Below are 16382 nucleotides of genomic sequence, written 5' to 3'. Positions count from 1 at the left end.
CGAGGGGACTCTAGTTGCCGCTGGCCACCGCAGGAACCGCAGCCTTCCACCACGCCATCGTTGCGGCGGTGCCGTCGGCGAGTGAGGTGGGTTCGAGTCCCAGAATCGTCTCGCTGCGGCTCGAGTCGAGGACGTAGGGATAGCGGAACTGGTAGAGGGTGTCGCCGAGTTCCTTCATCGGCCCTGGCACGACGCTCAGTGTCCGCATCACCCAGGCCGGAATGGTGCCTACCTTGGGAGTGGGCACGTGGGCTGCGGCTGAGAACATCTCGATCATCGACCGCTGCGATACTGCGGGAGCGGTAGGTGCGTGCAGGACGGTGTTCCAGGTCGTCGGTGACGCGGCGGCGGTGATCATCGACGCGGCGAGATCCGGTACGTAGGTGAACGAGTGGGGTAGGTCTGCGGAGGCGATGACGCGGATCGTCTTGCCGGCCAGGATGGGCGCGATCACCCTCTCGCCCATGTGGGACGTCATGACGCGAGGCCCGTAGAAGTCCGAGGCAGCGACGCTGACAGAAGGAGTCGAGTGCTTCTCGCGAGCCGCCAGAAGCTGCGTACGCACACCCAGCTTGCGGTAGGTGGCGTCGCGGGGAGTGTCCTCGCGGATCGGACCGTCGACTCGGCCGTAGGCGTACAGACTCTCGGGGAACGCGACGATCGCGCCCGCGGCCGCGTCGAGCACTCGCTTTTCCATCGCTTCGAGCTTGTCCCGCCAGACCGTGTTCTCGTAGGCGGCGTGGGTGCAGTGATAGATGGCGGTGGCTCCGCTCAGATGGGGTCGAAGATCGTCGGATTCGATGTCGACGGCGCGGCGCTCGATCATCGGATGATCGGGTCCGCTACCGGACCGGGTCAGAACCCGCACCGAATGGCCCTGTGCGGCAAGTTGTTCGGCAACGGTCCAGCCGACGGGCCCGGCTCCGGTGACGACGTGTAGTTCGGCCATGATGTGCTCCCTTTCCTGAAAACGAGAGCGGTGCTCTCTGTTGAAACGAGTGTGCACCCCTGGTGTCGAAAAAGCAAGAGCAGTGCTCTCACACAAGAGCAGCAGTTACAGTGAGCTCATGGCGAGCACCCCCCGCACCCGAGCCCGCGCGCAGACCCTGGCCGACATCACCCGTATCGGGCGCGATCATCTGGCCGCCGGTGGCGCGGCCGCGTTGTCCTTGCGCGCCGTCGCGAGGGACCTCGGCGTCGTGTCCTCCGCGGTGTACCGGTACGTCTCGAGCCGGGACGAATTGCTGACCCTGCTCGTCGTCGACGCGTACACCGAACTCGGGGACACCGTCGACGCAGCGGTGGCCGCCGCCGACGGACCGAGAGAGAAGTTCCTGGCACTCGGCCGGACGGTGCGGCAGTGGGGATTGCGAGAGCCGGCACGGTATGCGTTGCTGTTCGGCAGCCCGGTGCCCGGCTACCACGCTCCCGCGGAGCAGACCACCGGGCCGGGCACCCGCGTGATCACCGCGCTGGTCCAGGTCCTCGACTCCGCCTGGGTGGACGCCCGCCCCGCCGCCCCGACCGATGTGTCGGCACCGGCATCACTGCACGGCAGCTTCGAGGAGATCCGCCGGGAGATGGGAACGGACCTGCCCGACGAGCTGATGGCTCGGGGAGTGATGGTGTGGGCGTCGCTGTTCGGCGCGATCAGCTTCGATGTGTTCGATCAGTACGGTGCCACGACATTCGCCAGCAGGGACGACTTGTTCGAATATCAGCTGGGATTGTTGACGAAGATCGCGGGGCTCGAGTAGGAGCAGGGCGGGAGTGGAGCCTGCGGAACGACCCATCGGGACTGGCCGCATCGCTTGCGCCACATCCGGCGGTGCGCGGTGCCACAATGGCTTCGTGGCAACGCATGCGGAGGAACCCGAGGACCAGACGGCGTCGGCGTTGCGCGATGTCCGGCCCGGCAGTCTGTTGGTGTCGTCGATCGAGCTCGTCGAGCCCACGTTTCGACGCACTGTCATCTACATCATCGAACACAACGATGCCGGCAGCCTGGGTGTCGTCATCAATCGTCCCAGTGAGACCGCCGTGCAGAACGTGCTGCCCGACTGGTCCGAGCTGGCAGCCAAACCACAGGCGCTGTACGTCGGTGGTCCGGTCAAACGCGATTCGGCACTGTGCCTGGCGACGCTGCGGACCGGCGTCTCGATCGATGGCGTTCCCGGATTACGCCGCGTCGACGGCCGAGTGGTGATGGTCGATCTCGATTCCGATCCCGCCGATATCGCCCCACTGATCGAGGGTGTGCGCGTATTCGCCGGCTACTCGGGCTGGACGTTCGGTCAACTCGAAGGCGAATTGGACCGCGAGGACTGGATGGTGTTGTCTGCCTTGCCATCCGATGTGATCGGACCGCCGCGCATCGATCTGTGGGCACACGTGTTGCGTCGTCAGCCGATGCCGTTGGCGCTGCTCGCGTCCCATCCGATCGACGTCGACCGGAACTGAGCGGCTGCGCCGCACGTGCGCGGCAGTGCCTTCGGGTCGTTCCGCAGGCTCCACTCCCGCCTCGTAGCAGGGGTCGACTTTCCGCTCACATGCGGCGGAGCCGCTCAATGAGCGAAAGCCTGCGCGGTCGAATGTCCGCCCGACTTCAAGCCATCGATCACTTCATCGATGGCAATACACAGCATGCGACCGAGATCCGCGCTGAAACCCTCTCGAACAACGACTCTGAGTACCGCAACGTCGGTGGCGTTGTCGGGCATCGTGTATGCCGGTACCTGCCAACCGCGGGCGCGCAGCTCGTGGGATACGTCGAACACGGTGAAGTCGCAGTGGTCTTTCAGCATGAACGACAGCACCGGGATGGCCGATCCGTCGGTGATCACCTCGATGTCCGGGTGTTTGTCGAGGTGTCGGCTGACGCGAACAGCGGTGTCGCGCAACGCTTTCATGATGTCGGTGTAGCCGGAGCGGCCCAGACGCAGGAAGTTGTAGTACTGACCGATCACCTGGTTGCCCGGCCTGGAGAAGTTCAGTGTGAAGGTGGGCATGTCGCCCCCGAGGTAGTTCACGCGGAACACCAGGTCCTCCGGGAGGTCTTCCTTGGTTCGCCAGACGGCGAATCCGATTCCCGGATAGGTCAATCCGTACTTGTGCCCACTGGCATTGATGGACTTGACCCGAGGCAACCTGAAGTCCCATTCGAGCTCCGGATACAGAAACGGAACCACGAAGCCGCCGCTGGCCGCGTCCACATGGACCGGTACGTCCGGCCCACCGCCGTCGGCGATCTCGTCGAGTGCAGCGCAGATTTCCTGTACCGGTTCGAGTTCTCCGGTGAACGTGGTGCCGAGGATCGCGACGACGCCGATGGTGTTCTCGTCCACCGCGTCTCGAACCTGCTCCGGGGTGATGACGTAGCGACCGCGCTCGACCGGAAGGTACTTCGGCTCCACGTCGAAGTAGCGGCAGAATTTCTCCCACACCACCTGAACATTGCTTCCCAACACCAGGTTCGGAGTGCCGGTGCCGGCTCCCTTGGCTCGCCAGCGCCACTTGAGCGCCAAGCCGGCCAACATGACGGCCTCACTGGATCCGATGGTCGAGACCCCGGTGGCCGACGACGGGTCCTCCCGGTCGAGTCCGGGGGCATGGAACAGATCGGCGACGATATTGACGCAGCGTTCCTCGATGGCTGCGGTGGACGGATACTCGTCCTTGTCGATCATGTTCTTGTCGAACGTCTCCGCCATGAGCTTCTCGGCCTGGGGATCCATCCAGGTGGTGACGAACGTCGCCAGATTGAGGCGCGAGCTGCCGTCGAGCATCAGTTCGTCGTGGATGTAGCGGTAGGCCGCGTCGGGGTCGAGTTGCTCCTCGGGAAGCCGCAGTGCGGGAACAGGATTGGTGGCGAGTCGGCCGGTGTAGGCCGCCGAGACGACACCGTCGGTGTGAAGGTTCCTGGTCATCGTCTTCTCCCCATCGCCTCGAGTGACACCAATCTAGTCCGCCGCGGAGGCCGCCGGGCTCGGTTCCGATTCCGGTCGCCGAGCGAAGCGCTGAGCGATCACGGTGCACACCATCAGCTGGATCTGGTGGAAGAGCAACAACGGCAACACGATCAGTCCGACGGGTTGTCCGACGAACAGCACCGCGGCCATCGGCAGGCCGCTTGCCAGGCTCTTCTTGGACCCGCAGAACAGCAGCACCAGTCGATCCTCGAGGGGAAAGCCGAACCATTTGCCTGCGTACCAGGTGATCGTCAGCACGACGGCGAGCAGCACAGCGCACACCGCGACCACGACGGCGATGCGCCACACCGCCACCGAGGACCACACGTGCTGGTTCATCGACTCGCTGAATGCGGCGAAGACGACCAACAGGATGGAGCCTCGGTCGACGAGCTTCGTCGGAGCGCTGTGCCGCGTCAACCATCCCGTCACCCATGGCCGGATCAACTGACCGACGGCGAACGGCAGCAACAGCTGGACCACGATGTCGAGGATGGAGCCCGGATCGATGCTCACCGATCCGGTGGTGGTCATCAACGCGATCACCAGCAGCGGGGTGACGAACACCCCGATGATGTTGGAGAACGACGCACTCACCACGGCACCGGCGACGTTGCCGCGGGCGATGGAGGTGAAGGCGATCGAGGACTGCACCGTCGAGGGAACGAGACAGAGAAACAGCACACCCGTGTAGAGGTCGTCGCTGATCAATCCGGGTTCGAGTATCCGCAGAGCCAGGCCGAGCGCGGGGAACAGCAGATAGGTCGACGCCAGGATCACCGAGTGCAGCCGCCAGTGCTTGATGCCGTCCCATGCATCTCGCGGCGACAACCTCGCACCGTAGATGAGAAACAGCAGCGCAATGGCGATCCGCGTGACCCAGCCCAGCACGTCCTCGGCCGTGCCCGCCGCCGGGAAGATGCTCGCCAGTACCGCCACTGCGAAGATGCTCAGCAGGAAGGGATCCAGCACGGTATCCCGCAACAACTTCACTCGGCTAACTTAATCCACCGTTGCGCTGCGAGTGCGGGCGGTCAAGGTGTTCAGGGTGCCTGCGATCGAGTCGGCCTGGGCGGAACCGATGGTGAGCCGGTCACCGTTGGCGAAGGTGACGAAGGCTGCGGGGCCCGCTTCGGTAGCGACGGCGTAATTCCCGCGCCCCTTGGCCCGCAGACCCCAACCGCCGAAGTCCTTACCCGGATCGACGGTCCGCACCGATGCACCGGTGATCTCGTCGATGTCGTAGTCGAATGCCGCCATGCCCAGGCTGGACACATAGAGCCCGTCGCTGTCGATGTGCACGGTGAAGCGCAGCAGCGACAAAATCAGAATCGTCAGCGGCACGAAGAGAAAGATCGGCCACGGCGAGCTGGTCAGGTAACACGTCAACGCGGCTCCGGCCAGAGAGACCACTACGACGGTGATCCCGGCGACGCGACTGGCACCGACGCGGACCACCAGAGGTAGCTCGGGATTGCAGCGTGGGAGATCGGCATGCGGCGCAGAGGTGGCGACGACGCGTTCGCGGTGGTCGCGCAGCCTGGACGCACCGAACAGCCCAGCGGCGAATCCGATGACGGTGCCCATCGCGATGGCCCAGCCCGGGACGGTGACGCTCTGGCCGGACGAGAGGTCCAACTCCCGCGTCAGGGTCGCAATCTGGAGAACGCCGATCATCCCGACGACGGTGAGTCCGATGACGAGCATCGTTCGGCGCATGATCAGCAGCACCCGAGCCAGCGACGCGACGGCGCTGCACCCGCCTCCCACCAGCACGATCACGATCGCGAGCGTCCAGGCATTGGAGAGTGGATCGGCGAGGTCGTCCGGTTCGGTGCCGCTGAAGTGTGTGGCGACCTGGTCCGGTAGTCGGCCCTGCCACAGGTAGGCCAGGACGAGAACCAGGGCAGCAACGACGAGCGGTCCGAGAACACCGAAGACCACTCCAGCGGGGTCGAACGTGCGTGCAGATCTCGCTTTCATCTGCTCAGCTCGGCTGGCAGGCGTCCTTGAGGCTGCACGAGATGCACGACTGTCCGCATCCGTCCGCCTCGGCGGGTGCAGGGACGGCCGCTGCGGCGCGGGCCCCGATAGATCCGCCGGCCGCAGCGATGAACAGTGCGGCCACGAGGGCAACGACGACTGCGACGACGGCCGATACTCCGCTCAAAGCAACCGCGGCCACTGCGCCGAGGGCCAGCACCAGTGCCGATGCCGCGGTGGTCGGCCCGGCGACGCGATTGGCGAGAACGAACGTCTCGTCGTCGCGCATGGCCTCGGTGGTGCGAACACCGGCGAAACGGTTACGCGGGAGCCGACCCAGCAGCGACAGCGCAGCGACAGCGCCGACGACGAGGGCGAGCACGAACAACACAACCGAGACGATGACCACCTCGCCAGGATACGGCGCAGCGAGGTCCTGGTACCAGGCGGGCCGCGTCACACTTTAGGCTGGTCGACGTGACCGATTCCGTTGACGCATCCACCGAGTCCGTTCCCGAACACCGCTATACCGCGGAGCTCGCCGGGCAGATCGAGGAGCAGTGGCAGGACCTGTGGGAGACCCAGGGCACCTTCGACGCGCCCAACCCGGTCGGCACGCTCGCCGGAGACGTCCCGAAAGACAAGCTGTTCGTCCAGGACATGTTCCCGTATCCGTCGGGCAGCGGCCTGCACGTCGGCCATCCCCTCGGTTACATCGCCACCGACGTCTTCGCGCGCTACCACCGGATGCAGGGACGCAACGTGCTGCACGCGCTGGGGTACGACGCGTTCGGTCTGCCCGCCGAGCAGTACGCCGTGCAGACCGGCACGCACCCGCGCAGCACCACCGAGGACAACATCGTCAACATGCGACGCCAGTTGCGCCGTCTGGGCCTCGGGCACGATCGTCGACGGTCCCTGGCGACGACGGACGTCGACTTCTACCACTGGACACAGTGGATCTTTCTGCAGATCTTCAATTCGTGGTTCGACACGGACCTCGGTAAAGCGCGGCCCATCTCGGAACTGGAGGCGGCCTTCGCCTCGGGTGAGCGGACTTTGGACGACGGCCGCTCTTGGGAGTCGCTGACCGTCGGCGAGCGCCGTGAGGTGATCGACGGCTTCCGTCTGGTGTACGAGTCCAACTCGATGGTCAACTGGTGCCCCGGTCTGGGTACGGTGCTTGCCAACGAAGAGGTCACCGCCGACGGACGCAGCGATCGCGGCAACTTCCCGGTGTTCCGAAAGAACCTGCGGCAGTGGATGATGCGAATCACCGCGTACTCCGACCGCCTGGTCGACGACCTCGAGTACCTGGATTGGCCCGAGAAGGTCAAGACCATGCAGCGCAACTGGATCGGACGCTCCCGCGGTGCGCAGGTCTCGTTCTCCGGCATCGAGGTGTTCACCACTCGCCCCGACACCCTGTTCGGCGCGACCTACGTGGTACTCGCCCCCGAGCACGATCTGGTCGACGGGCTGATCGCTCCCGAGTGGCCGGCGGACGTCTCCGACAAGTGGACCGGCGGTGCCGCTACTCCCGCGGAAGCCGTTGCGGCATACCGGGCGTCGATCGCCGCCAAGTCCGATCTGGAGCGGCAGGAGAACAAGGAGAAGACCGGCGTCTTCATCGGTGCCTACGCGACGAACCCGGTGAACGGCGAGCAGGTGCCGGTGTTCATCGCCGATTACGTGCTGACGGGCTACGGCACCGGTGCGATCATGGCCGTACCCGGCCACGACGCGCGTGACTGGGAATTTGCGACGACATTCGGTCTGCCTGTGCGAGAGGTCATTTCGGGCGGAGACGTCACCGAAGCGGCGTACGTTGGCGACGGTGCGCTCGTGAACTCCGGCTTCCTCGACGGCCTGCCGGTCGACGAGGCCAAGGCCGCCGTCATCGCACGCCTGGAAGCGGACGGCACCGGCCGCGGCACCATTCAGTACAAGCTGCGCGACTGGCTGTTCGCGCGCCAGCGCTACTGGGGCGAGCCGTTCCCGATTGTCTGGGACGCCGAGGGCAACCCGCACGGCTTGCCGGATTCCGCTCTGCCGGTGGAACTTCCGGAGATCGAGAACTACGCCCCGGTGTCGTTCGATCCGAACGACGCCAGCTCCGAGCCGTCCCCGCCACTGGCCAAGGCCGACGAGTGGGTCAACGTCGAGCTCGATCTGGGCGACGGATTGCAGACCTACACCCGCGACACCAACGTGATGCCGCAGTGGGCCGGCAGCTCCTGGTACCAGCTGCGCTACGTCGACCCCACCAACTCCGAGGCCTTCGCGGACCCGGAGAACGAAAAGTACTGGGTCGGACCGCGTCCGGAGATCCACGGACCCAACGATCCGGGCGGGGTCGATCTCTACGTGGGTGGCGTCGAGCATGCAGTGTTGCACCTGCTGTACTCGCGCTTCTGGCACAAGGTGTTGTTCGATCTGGGTCACGTCAGCTCGAGCGAGCCGTACCGTCGCCTGTACAACCAGGGCTACATCCAGGCCTATGCCTACACGGACGCGCGTGGGGTCTACGTACCCGCGGCCGAGGTGATCGAACGCGACGGCGGTTACTTCTACCAGGACCAGCCCGTCAACCGTGAGTACGGGAAAATGGGTAAGTCACTGAAGAACTCGGTCTCCCCCGATGAGATCTTCGCCGAGTACGGTGCCGACACCCTGCGGTTCTACGAGATGTCGATGGGCCCGCTGGACACCTCTCGGCCGTGGGCGACGAAGGACGTCGTCGGCGCGCAGCGGTTCTTGCAGCGCGTCTGGCGACTGGTGCTCGACGAGGTGACCGGCGAGGTCCGCGTCACCGACGCCAAGCCCACCGAGGACACGCTGCGAGTGCTCAACCGAGTGATCGATGGCGTGCACGCGGATTACGCTGCGCTGCGCGACAATACGGCCGGTGCCAAGTTGATCGAGCTGACCAACCACATCACCAAGGCCTACCCCGACGGTGCCCCGCGCGGGGTCGTCGAACCGCTGATCCTGATGCTGGCTCCTTTGGCTCCGCACCTGTCCGAGGAGCTGTGGGGCAAGCTGGGTCACGAGAAGTCGTTGGCGCACGGGCCGTTCCCGCGCGTCGAGAAGAAGTGGCTCGTCGCCGATACCGTCGACTACCCCATCCAGGTCAACGGCAAGGTACGCAGCCGCATCACCGTCTCTGCCGATGCAACGAAGGACGACGTCGAGAAGACGGCGCTGGCGGACGAGAAAATCGCGGCCCTGCTCGACGGCAAGGCCCCGACCAAGATCATCGTGATCCCGGGTCGAATGGTGAACATCGTCCTGAAGTAACCCCCCGCCTCCGCCGAACTCGAAGTTATGGATGAAAATCTGGCGATTTCCGTCCATAACTTCGAGTTCGCGGGGGTTTAATTGTTCCATGTCACTGGCTGGTAGAGGGTTCGCGGTGAGGTTGATGGCCACGGTCGTTCTACTTCTCGGGTCCGCGTCACTCATGAGTGTGCCTGTTGCACAAGCAGATCCGGGACCCGGCTCACCGGTTCCTGCCGATGATCCGTTCTACGATTGGGACGGCGGCCTCGACGTCTCCCCGGGAACGGTGCTGCGGTCGAGGCCCATGACGTTCCGTACCCCCACCCAGCCGACGCCGATCACGGGTAGCCAGGTTCTCTACAGAACTACCGACCAACAGGGCGACGCTGTCGTCACGGTCGCCACGGTGCTGCGGCCCTTGGTCCCCGGGCCGACGCGGATCGTCTCGTACCACATGGCTTACGACGCCCTCGGCTCTCAGTGCAATCCCTCGTACACGCTCAGCGGCGGGTCCACGAGTCCCATTGCCGGCGCGGAACAGGCGGTCATTGCCGGTTACCTCGCAGCCGGCTACACCGTCGTCGTGCCGGATTACGAGGGTGAGGAGCTCGAGTGGACGATCGGGCGGCAGTCGGGCTACGCCGCTCTCGACGGCGTCCGCGCGGCCCAATCCTTTCTGCAGCTTCCGTCGACCACTCCCGTCGGGATGATCGGTTACTCCGGTGGATCCGTCCCGACGCAATGGGGTGCCGAAATTGCCCCCGAGTACGCACCCGAGCTGAATCTCGTCGGAGTAGCGGCCGGTGGGCTGCCGGTCGACCTGGCTCACAACCTTCCGTACGTCAGCGGTAACAAGCAGTGGGCGGGTGTCATCCCGGCACTGATCGTCGCTTACGAGCGTGCCTACGGCTTGGACCTGAACAGCTTCGTCTCCGACTACGGCCTCGAGGTGATCGATCAGGTCGATCAGGAGTGCATCGCCCAGTTCGCCGACGACTACCCGACACTCACCGACGCCTCGATGGTGAAGGCCCCGTACAACTCCCTGCTGGACGTGCCCGAGGTGGTGGCGGCGATCGACGACAACATCATGGGTAGCCAGGGCACACCTCGGACGCCGATGTTCCTGGCTGTCGGCCATGCCGATCCGATCGGCGACACCATCATGATCACCGGCGACGTGCAGGGACTGGCGTACGCATACTGCGGCCGGGGCGTCGATGTGCAGTACGCACAGTACGACGGCTTGACGCACAGCGAAGCCTTCCCGGTGTTCGAGGCGCAAAGTCTGCAGTTCCTGACAGAGCGGTTTGCCGGTGGGCCGACGCACAGCAACTGTGTGACCATCCCGCCCGGCAATGCCCTGACACCCACTTCGTAGCTCTCTCAGATGGCCCCGAGATCGGCCGACAGCCAATGCTCCGGTTGCAGGTAGAACACCACGTTTTCTTCGTGTTCGCTGTTCGCCATCTGTAGGTAGCCGTCGACCTTCTCCGGGGGTAGGTAGCGCGTTGCCATGGCGCGCAGAAGCTCCGGCGTGCTGGGTTCTTCGCGTACCACCGGCCCATCGACGGATACGTATTCGATCGTCGGATTCGACTGCTCGACCATGAGAGTGAATCGACCTGCAGCCCTGATCAATTGGGCCTTCTTGGACGTCCTGCCGGTGAGGACCCACGCGTCACCGCCCGGGATGTAGTCGTACCAGATGGGGACGGTGAGCGGCCCCCGATCCGGACCCGCGGCGACGGACAAGGCGGCGATCCGAGATTCGGCCAGAAATTCTTCGCGTTCTGCCTTCGACAGTGCCATGTCTTCACGGTAGGACTTCCGGCGTCGAACATCCAGACTTCGAGCATCCCCAGGTGACGGATCGTCGTCGAGCGTGGACAGTGGAGGGATGCCGATCGACGAGCGAGAGATCCCGGGCAGTCCCGTGGGTCGCCGAGTCGTGCTCGGCCTGGTGGCGGCCGGTGTTGCGGGCATCGCCGGTGGCGGGGCGATCCAGAAGGGTCTCGCTTCCGTACTCGGTCCGATCGGTAACCACGACCCGACGGGATTGATCGGACTGATTCCCGTCGGGAACAACTTTCGGTTCTACTCGGTGACGCAGGGCGCTCCGCGTAAGGACGAGAACTCGTACGCCCTGACGGTGGGCGGTTCCGTCGACACACCGCGCACGTTCACTCTGCAGGACCTCCGTTCGATGCCGCAGACGTCGTTGGTGCGTGACTTTCAGTGCGTCACGGGATGGCGAGTACCCGAAGTTGCCTGGAGCGGAGTGCGATTGGCCGACATTCTCGATGCCGTCGGACCAACCGCGTCGGCGAACTCGCTTCGCTTCACCTCGTTCGACGGGACCTACACGGAGAGTCTGACGCTCGAGCAGGCGCGTTCGGACGACGTCCTGGTTGCGCTGACGATGTTGGACGGTCCGGTGACCCACGACCACGGTGGGCCCGTTCGACTGTTCGTGGCCTCGATGTACGGCTACAAGAGCATCAAGTGGCTCGGGGGCATCGAGCTCACCGACAACGTGGTGCCGGGTTATTGGGAGAATCGCGGATACGACATCGACGCATACGTCGGCGAATCGAACGGGCGTCGCGATGACCCAACGGGCTGAGCTCGCTCGCTTCGGACGGGTCGAACGATACGTGCACTGGGCCGTCGGGATTCTGGTGATCGTCTGCATCGTCACCGCCGCCGTCCTCTACATCGGCTCGCTCGCAGTGCTGGTGGGACACCGCCCGATCGTGGAGTTCGTCCACGTGTGGTCGGGCTTCCTCCTTCCGGTTCCGTTGATCGCCGGTGCGGTATCGAGGGGCTACCGACGCGACCTGGCGCGCCTCAACAGATTCGTCGACGACGACTGGAAGTGGTTGCGTTCCAAGGCCCGTCGCCTCGGCGCGGTGGGGGTCGGTAAGTTCAACGCCGGCCAAAAGCTGAACGGCGCGCTCAGCGGTGGGTCGATGCTCGTGCTACTGCTGACCGGTGCGGTGATGTACTTCCAGAACTGGAGCCCGCTGAACTGGCGGATCGGCGCGACCTTCGTACACGATTGGTTCGCACTGGGATTCGGCATTCTGGTGGGCGGACACATCACCTACGCATGGCGAGACACCGAGGCCATGCGCGGGATGACCGAGGGAGTCGTCACGCGAGAGTGGGCCCGGCGCGAGCATCCGGAATGGGTGGACGAGGATCCCCCAGCCGCGTGAGGTCAGTCCGACCGCGTCGCGACCCCTGGCATCAGCACCCGCAGCACCCCTGTCGCAACTTGGGCCGACGTTTCGGTAGGCCGCGTCAGGCACCGGAAGAGAACGTTGTTGGTCAACATGACCGCCACCTCCAATACCGATGCCTCCTCGCTGAATACGCCGGCTGCACGTCCGCGTTCGAGTATCGGGACGACAGCGGACGGTAGGAACAAGTTCTCCATCACCGTCGTGATCGTGCTGGGCTGTTGGAACTGCTCGAAGCTCAGGGCGAGGAGCATCCCCGCGCTCATGGCCCGATTGTCGATCACGAAGTCTCCCAACGCAATCAGAGTGCGTTGCAGTGCCAGTGCTGGCTCGATACCGAGTCGCTCGTCGGCACGGCGCAGCCGGAAGATGCGATCGAACTCCGGTTTCAGAGCGGCGACGATGATGTCGACCTTGCTGGGGAACAGACGACGGAGGTCGTCGACGCGAATTCGCGCAGCGGCAGCGATATCGGCGAGCGTGACCAAGAAGTATCCATGATCGAGGAAGAGGGCCTCGGTTGCCGCGATCACGTCCCCTTCCAGATCGGGGCGCAGGGTGTCGGAGACCTCGAGGGAGTCGTCCTCCTCCGGCTCGGGGGAGCTCCGATCGGTGTGGAGTGGATCGATGGCCCACCGCAGGATGGAGGTGGCTGCGTCGGTGACATCGCTGTCCGCGACGGAGCCGGGCGCGAGCATGTCGCGGACAGCGAGTCCGTCGAGCAGAGCGGTGAGGATCGTCGACAGCGATGTCAGCGACAGCGGCCGGCGTACGGATCCACCCTGAGCCTGAATGGCCTGACCCACGACGGTGCGGAAGTCGTTGTCGAGGCGCTCGAACTCCGCCGTGACAGCCTTGCGGGCTCCGTCGTGATCGGCGGCGAAGAGCGCGGCGATGAGGCGACGTCTCATCAGGCCCGATGTCAGGTCGTCGAACAACGCCGACGCGGGCCCGGCCACGTCGCGCCATCCGGTCGGTGGGTCGGCCGGCACGATGGTCCCGCTGTAGTTCACGGTGAGGTTGTCGAGGAGATCCGCGACGAACGCCTCTTTACCGCCCGAGCCGCCGCTCCGTGAATTACCCGGGTAGGTGTTGTGGAACGTTTGATGCGACAGACCGGCACCGTCGACAACATCGGCGATGGAGAGCGATCGTGCCAGGTCGGTGCTGTCGAGTTCGCCCAACAACCGATATCCGGATTGCAAGAACTGCTCGCGTGCGGTCGGTCTGGGGTTCATCGACTACCGCCTTCACAGAACTGAACAGCACAGGATTGCGAGAAGAACGGTAGCAACCTCGTCCGCGCCACCCTCACAGCGCAGGTGCGCTGCATAGCACTGTTCACCAATGGAACGGTGCGCTTACCAAACTGTTCCTACCGTCAAGTGGCGGGGCTAGTCCGTCGTCTTGTCGATTGCCGCTGTCAGGGCAACGATCTGTGTGGTGTAGCTCGCGTAGTTGTTGGTCGCGTCCGTAGTCCAGTCGGCAATGTTGCCGGCCTCTGCCGCTTTGACCAGTGCCCATGTCGGGCGGTCGGTCTTCAGCTCGGCCAGCGGGGTGGAGTATGAACGTGTGTCCAGCAGAATGAGATTCGGCTGGTACAGACCGACATTCTCCCAGCTGACCGGTGTGAAGGATCCCGAGTCGGCGGAGCGCGGTACGTCGGACTCGAGCAGGTTCAGGCCCCAGTTCTGGTAGTCGCGCAGTTCGGGAAACTCGTTGTTGATCGCGACGTAGTACTGATCCGATGGGGAAATGGCCATCGCAGTCAGACCCGGCCTGGCAGCGATCGCGTCCTTCAGACCGGAGACAGCGGAGTCGTAGGCCTCACGGTCGGCTCGGGTTGTTTCGGTATCGATGTCGGCACCGAGTTCGGTTGCGAGGGCCTCGTAGTCGCGCAAGGACTCGGATGAGGGCTTCTGCGCGGATACCGCGAGGAACGGTGCCACCTGCTCGAGCTTCTGTGCCAGGTCGGACGTTTCCAGACCGAGGCCACCGTAGGCACCACCGGCATACCAACCCGTGATGATCACATCGGGGTCGAGGGCTGCGACCTTCTCGACGTCGATGTCGCCGTATGCCTGTCCGACGCTTTCGATGCCATCGAGATCGAGGCCGCGAAGGGGGATCGACGACTCGAAGGAGCTTCCTCCCCATATACCGACCGGCTCGATGCCCAGCGGGATCAACGCTGCTGCGGCCTGTTCGCTTGCCACGATGCGTGACGGGACTGCGTCGAGCGCGATGGTTTCTCCGCGGCCGTCCACGTAGCTGAATCCGGACTCCGAGGCGGCCCCATTCGATTCCGCCGGCCCGTCGTCGGACGACGAGCATCCGCTCAATGCTGTGACACCCACTATCGAGAGCACTGCGAAAGCCGTCGTCAGTCTGTGCCGAGAGGCCGCCGTTCGTGTCGGTGAGATCGTGAAGATCCGCATACTTTCCCCATCGTCCAAGTTAGGCAAACATTGCCTATGTCGGAGATTAGCCAACTCGACGTGGGTTCGGTGAAGTTGGTTCGGCGCACCGGGGACGTACGCGGCGGCGGATCGGACCGACCGAGTCGACTGGGGAACGCTCGATGTGAACAGAAACTCGACCCCCACTACGAGGTTCCGCTCACCTGGTGCGAAGCACCACTTCCGTCGGGTGAGCATCGGCCGGCGTGTCGATCGCATTGCGCACCGCGAGGGCAACGGTGCTGGGCTGCAAGAACTTCGAGCCGTCGTACTCTCCACCCTCGTGTGCGACGATTTCCTGCTGCATTTCGGTATCGATGCGGCCGGGATGCACCGAGGTAACTCGCAACGATGGCTCCTCCTGACGTAATGCGTCACCGAAGGCGCGAAGCGCGAACTTGCTCGCCGCGTAGGCACCCCAACCCGGGTTGGCGCGAATTCCGGCTCCCGAATTGATCAGGACCACATGGCCTTCGGCGGCGCGCAGGGCAGGGAGCAGAAGCCGAGTGAGCTCGACGACGGCGATGACGTTCACCTCGTACTGGCGACGCCACTCCTCCGCCGTCGACTCCTCGACCGTCCCGAGTGCTGCCACTCCGGCGTTGTGCACCAACACGTCCAGAGAATCGATGCTCGACGCGGCCGCCGCTACCGCGTCGGGATCGGTCAACTCAACCGGCCATGGGGTGGACCCGGCCAATTCCGACGCGATGGGCTTCAGCGACTCGGCCGATCGTCCCCCCAACAACACGTGGTGATCCGGAGCGAGCAGTCGAGCGATATGGGCCCCGAGGCCACGGCTTGCTCCGGTCACCAGTGCAGTACGAGTCATGCAATCAGGTTAGCTAGAAGCTCATCCCCGCCTCGGAGGCCCAGGTCTGGGTGGTGTTCGCACCGTCGAGTTCCTCGCGAATGATGTCCGCGTGGCCGGCGTGCTGCGAGATTTCGCGCAGGATGTGCAGCACGGTGAATCGTGCAGTCTGCCAGATTCGTTCAGGTGCCCAAGGTGCTGTCGGGACCGGGACGGACAGGTTCGGATCCAACGTTGCGAGGGCATCGGTGGTGGACCGCGCCACCTCTTCCCATTCGGAGATAAGTCCTGCGACGGTCTCTTCGTCGCCCATCACGTACTCGCCGCCGGCACTGGCCATGTCGAATTCGGCGGTCTCGTCCAGGTCTGCGATCACCTTCATCCAGTGCCGTTCGTTGCTGACAACGTGGTGCAGCAGCCCTCCCAGGGTGAGCTCGCTGGCGGTCGTTCGCGTGCGTGCCTGCTCGTCGGTGATTCCGCGGACGGTGATGAGAAAGTTGGCGCGCTGTTCGGCGAGCATTTTCACGATGTCGGTGCTTTCGGTGGTCATCTTTTCCTCCTGGTGGCTGGTGAAATTCACACTAGGCTCGATAGCGGTCAGGTTCGGTCCGCAATCCAAACGAGCGGAATTGCG

The 16382-nt window shown here is 64.5% G+C and carries 16 protein-coding genes; 6 read left to right on the top strand and 10 right to left on the bottom strand.

Annotated features, from left to right (window positions below):
* Positions 1-10 precede the first annotated feature (10 nt).
* Positions 11-949 carry an NAD-dependent epimerase/dehydratase family protein gene (locus tag CH305_RS08300; RefSeq protein WP_037152103.1) on the bottom strand — a complete coding sequence of 313 codons (939 nt, stop codon included), beginning with the start codon at positions 947-949 and terminating at the stop codon, positions 11-13.
* A 118-nt stretch (positions 950-1067) separates the two neighbouring features.
* Here CH305_RS08300 and CH305_RS08295 point away from each other — a divergent pair, with 118 nt between their 5' ends.
* Together CH305_RS08295 and CH305_RS08290 are read left to right on the top strand one after the other, a co-directional pair.
* On the top strand, positions 1068-1757 hold the full coding sequence (locus tag CH305_RS08295; RefSeq protein WP_094703480.1) for a TetR/AcrR family transcriptional regulator: 690 nt from the start codon (positions 1068-1070) through the stop codon (positions 1755-1757).
* Positions 1758-1851: 94 nt separating this feature from the next.
* Positions 1852-2460 (top strand): YqgE/AlgH family protein, encoded by a 609-nt coding sequence (locus CH305_RS08290; protein WP_032401683.1) that lies wholly within the window; start codon positions 1852-1854, stop codon positions 2458-2460.
* Positions 2461-2564: 104 nt separating this feature from the next.
* Here the strand turns inward: CH305_RS08290 and CH305_RS08285 are convergent, their stop codons facing one another.
* Genes CH305_RS08285 through CH305_RS08270 form a run of 4 tightly spaced genes read right to left on the bottom strand, consistent with a single transcriptional unit; the run spans position 2565 to position 6360 of the window.
* Complete coding sequence (locus CH305_RS08285; RefSeq protein ID WP_094703365.1) at positions 2565-3926, bottom strand: glutamate decarboxylase; 1362 nt, start codon at positions 3924-3926, stop codon at positions 2565-2567.
* 33 nt (positions 3927-3959) lie between these two features.
* Complete coding sequence (locus CH305_RS08280; RefSeq protein ID WP_037152097.1) at positions 3960-4961, bottom strand: bile acid:sodium symporter family protein; 1002 nt, start codon at positions 4959-4961, stop codon at positions 3960-3962.
* Positions 4962-4970: 9 nt separating this feature from the next.
* Positions 4971-5951 carry a DUF1648 domain-containing protein gene (locus CH305_RS08275; protein ID WP_094703364.1) on the bottom strand — a complete coding sequence of 327 codons (981 nt, stop codon included), beginning with the start codon at positions 5949-5951 and terminating at the stop codon, positions 4971-4973.
* A gap of 4 nt (positions 5952-5955) precedes the next feature.
* Entirely contained in the window at positions 5956-6360 is a 405-nt protein-coding gene (locus CH305_RS08270; protein WP_032402045.1) for an SdpI family protein, read from the bottom strand.
* 68 nt (positions 6361-6428) lie between these two features.
* On the opposite strand from CH305_RS08270, the gene leuS reads away from it, so the two are divergent.
* Together leuS and CH305_RS08260 are read left to right on the top strand one after the other, a co-directional pair.
* The gene (gene leuS, locus CH305_RS08265) at positions 6429-9251 is read left to right on the top strand and encodes a leucine--tRNA ligase (protein WP_094703363.1); all 2823 of its coding nucleotides are present in this window, start codon (positions 6429-6431) and stop codon (positions 9249-9251) included.
* A 124-nt stretch (positions 9252-9375) separates the two neighbouring features.
* Positions 9376-10614: a lipase family protein gene (locus CH305_RS08260; protein WP_255182610.1), complete on the top strand. Its 1239-nt coding sequence runs from the start codon at positions 9376-9378 to the stop codon at positions 10612-10614.
* Between the two features lie 5 nt (positions 10615-10619).
* On the opposite strand, the gene CH305_RS08255 is transcribed toward CH305_RS08260, so the two are convergent.
* Complete coding sequence (locus CH305_RS08255) at positions 10620-11045, bottom strand: pyridoxamine 5'-phosphate oxidase family protein (RefSeq protein WP_032401688.1); 426 nt, start codon at positions 11043-11045, stop codon at positions 10620-10622.
* An 88-nt stretch (positions 11046-11133) separates the two neighbouring features.
* On the opposite strand from CH305_RS08255, the gene CH305_RS08250 reads away from it, so the two are divergent.
* Together CH305_RS08250 and CH305_RS08245 are read left to right on the top strand one after the other, a co-directional pair.
* Positions 11134-11859 (top strand): molybdopterin-dependent oxidoreductase, encoded by a 726-nt coding sequence (locus CH305_RS08250; RefSeq protein WP_052058537.1) that lies wholly within the window; start codon positions 11134-11136, stop codon positions 11857-11859.
* On the top strand, positions 11843-12454 hold the full coding sequence (locus CH305_RS08245; protein WP_094703362.1) for a cytochrome b/b6 domain-containing protein: 612 nt from the start codon (positions 11843-11845) through the stop codon (positions 12452-12454). Before CH305_RS08250 ends, CH305_RS08245 begins: the two co-directional genes overlap by 17 nt.
* A 2-nt stretch (positions 12455-12456) precedes the next feature.
* On the opposite strand, the gene CH305_RS08240 is transcribed toward CH305_RS08245, so the two are convergent.
* From CH305_RS08240 to CH305_RS08225, 4 genes are all read right to left on the bottom strand, one after another.
* The gene (locus CH305_RS08240) at positions 12457-13716 is read right to left on the bottom strand and encodes a TetR family transcriptional regulator (RefSeq protein WP_094703361.1); all 1260 of its coding nucleotides are present in this window, start codon (positions 13714-13716) and stop codon (positions 12457-12459) included.
* Between the two features lie 156 nt (positions 13717-13872).
* On the bottom strand, positions 13873-14916 hold the full coding sequence (locus CH305_RS08235; protein ID WP_176458184.1) for an ABC transporter substrate-binding protein: 1044 nt from the start codon (positions 14914-14916) through the stop codon (positions 13873-13875).
* A gap of 181 nt (positions 14917-15097) precedes the next feature.
* A complete protein-coding gene (locus tag CH305_RS08230) occupies positions 15098-15769 on the bottom strand; it encodes an SDR family oxidoreductase (protein ID WP_094703360.1) in 672 nt (223 codons plus the stop codon).
* Between the two features lie 13 nt (positions 15770-15782).
* Positions 15783-16298 (bottom strand): DinB family protein, encoded by a 516-nt coding sequence (locus CH305_RS08225; RefSeq protein ID WP_094609092.1) that lies wholly within the window; start codon positions 16296-16298, stop codon positions 15783-15785.
* Positions 16299-16382: the final 84 nt, after the last annotated feature.

Origin of the sequence: Rhodococcus sp. 15-649-2-2 (genome assembly GCF_002258645.1) — a bacterium.
Lineage (GTDB): Bacteria > Actinomycetota > Actinomycetes > Mycobacteriales > Mycobacteriaceae > Rhodococcoides.
Note: the sequence above shows the minus strand (reverse complement) of the source record. Positions and strands in the feature narration are given on the sequence as shown.

Coding starts and splice junctions, on each gene's coding strand:
- CH305_RS08300 (WP_037152103.1), bottom strand. CDS start 949: ATGGCCGAACTACACGTCGTCACCGGAGCCGGGCCCGTCGGCTGGACC.
- CH305_RS08295 (WP_094703480.1), top strand. CDS start 1,068: ATGGCGAGCACCCCCCGCACCCGAGCCCGCGCGCAGACCCTGGCCGAC.
- CH305_RS08285 (WP_094703365.1), bottom strand. CDS start 3,926: ATGACCAGGAACCTTCACACCGACGGTGTCGTCTCGGCGGCCTACACC.
- CH305_RS08275 (WP_094703364.1), bottom strand. CDS start 5,951: ATGAAAGCGAGATCTGCACGCACGTTCGACCCCGCTGGAGTGGTCTTC.
- CH305_RS08260 (WP_255182610.1), top strand. CDS start 9,376: ATGGCCACGGTCGTTCTACTTCTCGGGTCCGCGTCACTCATGAGTGTG.
- CH305_RS08255 (WP_032401688.1), bottom strand. CDS start 11,045: ATGGCACTGTCGAAGGCAGAACGCGAAGAATTTCTGGCCGAATCTCGG.
- CH305_RS08250 (WP_052058537.1), top strand. CDS start 11,134: ATGCCGATCGACGAGCGAGAGATCCCGGGCAGTCCCGTGGGTCGCCGA.
- CH305_RS08245 (WP_094703362.1), top strand. CDS start 11,843: ATGACCCAACGGGCTGAGCTCGCTCGCTTCGGACGGGTCGAACGATAC.
- CH305_RS08240 (WP_094703361.1), bottom strand. CDS start 13,716: ATGAACCCCAGACCGACCGCACGCGAGCAGTTCTTGCAATCCGGATAT.
- CH305_RS08235 (WP_176458184.1), bottom strand. CDS start 14,916: ATGCGGATCTTCACGATCTCACCGACACGAACGGCGGCCTCTCGGCAC.
- CH305_RS08230 (WP_094703360.1), bottom strand. CDS start 15,769: ATGACTCGTACTGCACTGGTGACCGGAGCAAGCCGTGGCCTCGGGGCC.
- CH305_RS08225 (WP_094609092.1), bottom strand. CDS start 16,298: ATGACCACCGAAAGCACCGACATCGTGAAAATGCTCGCCGAACAGCGC.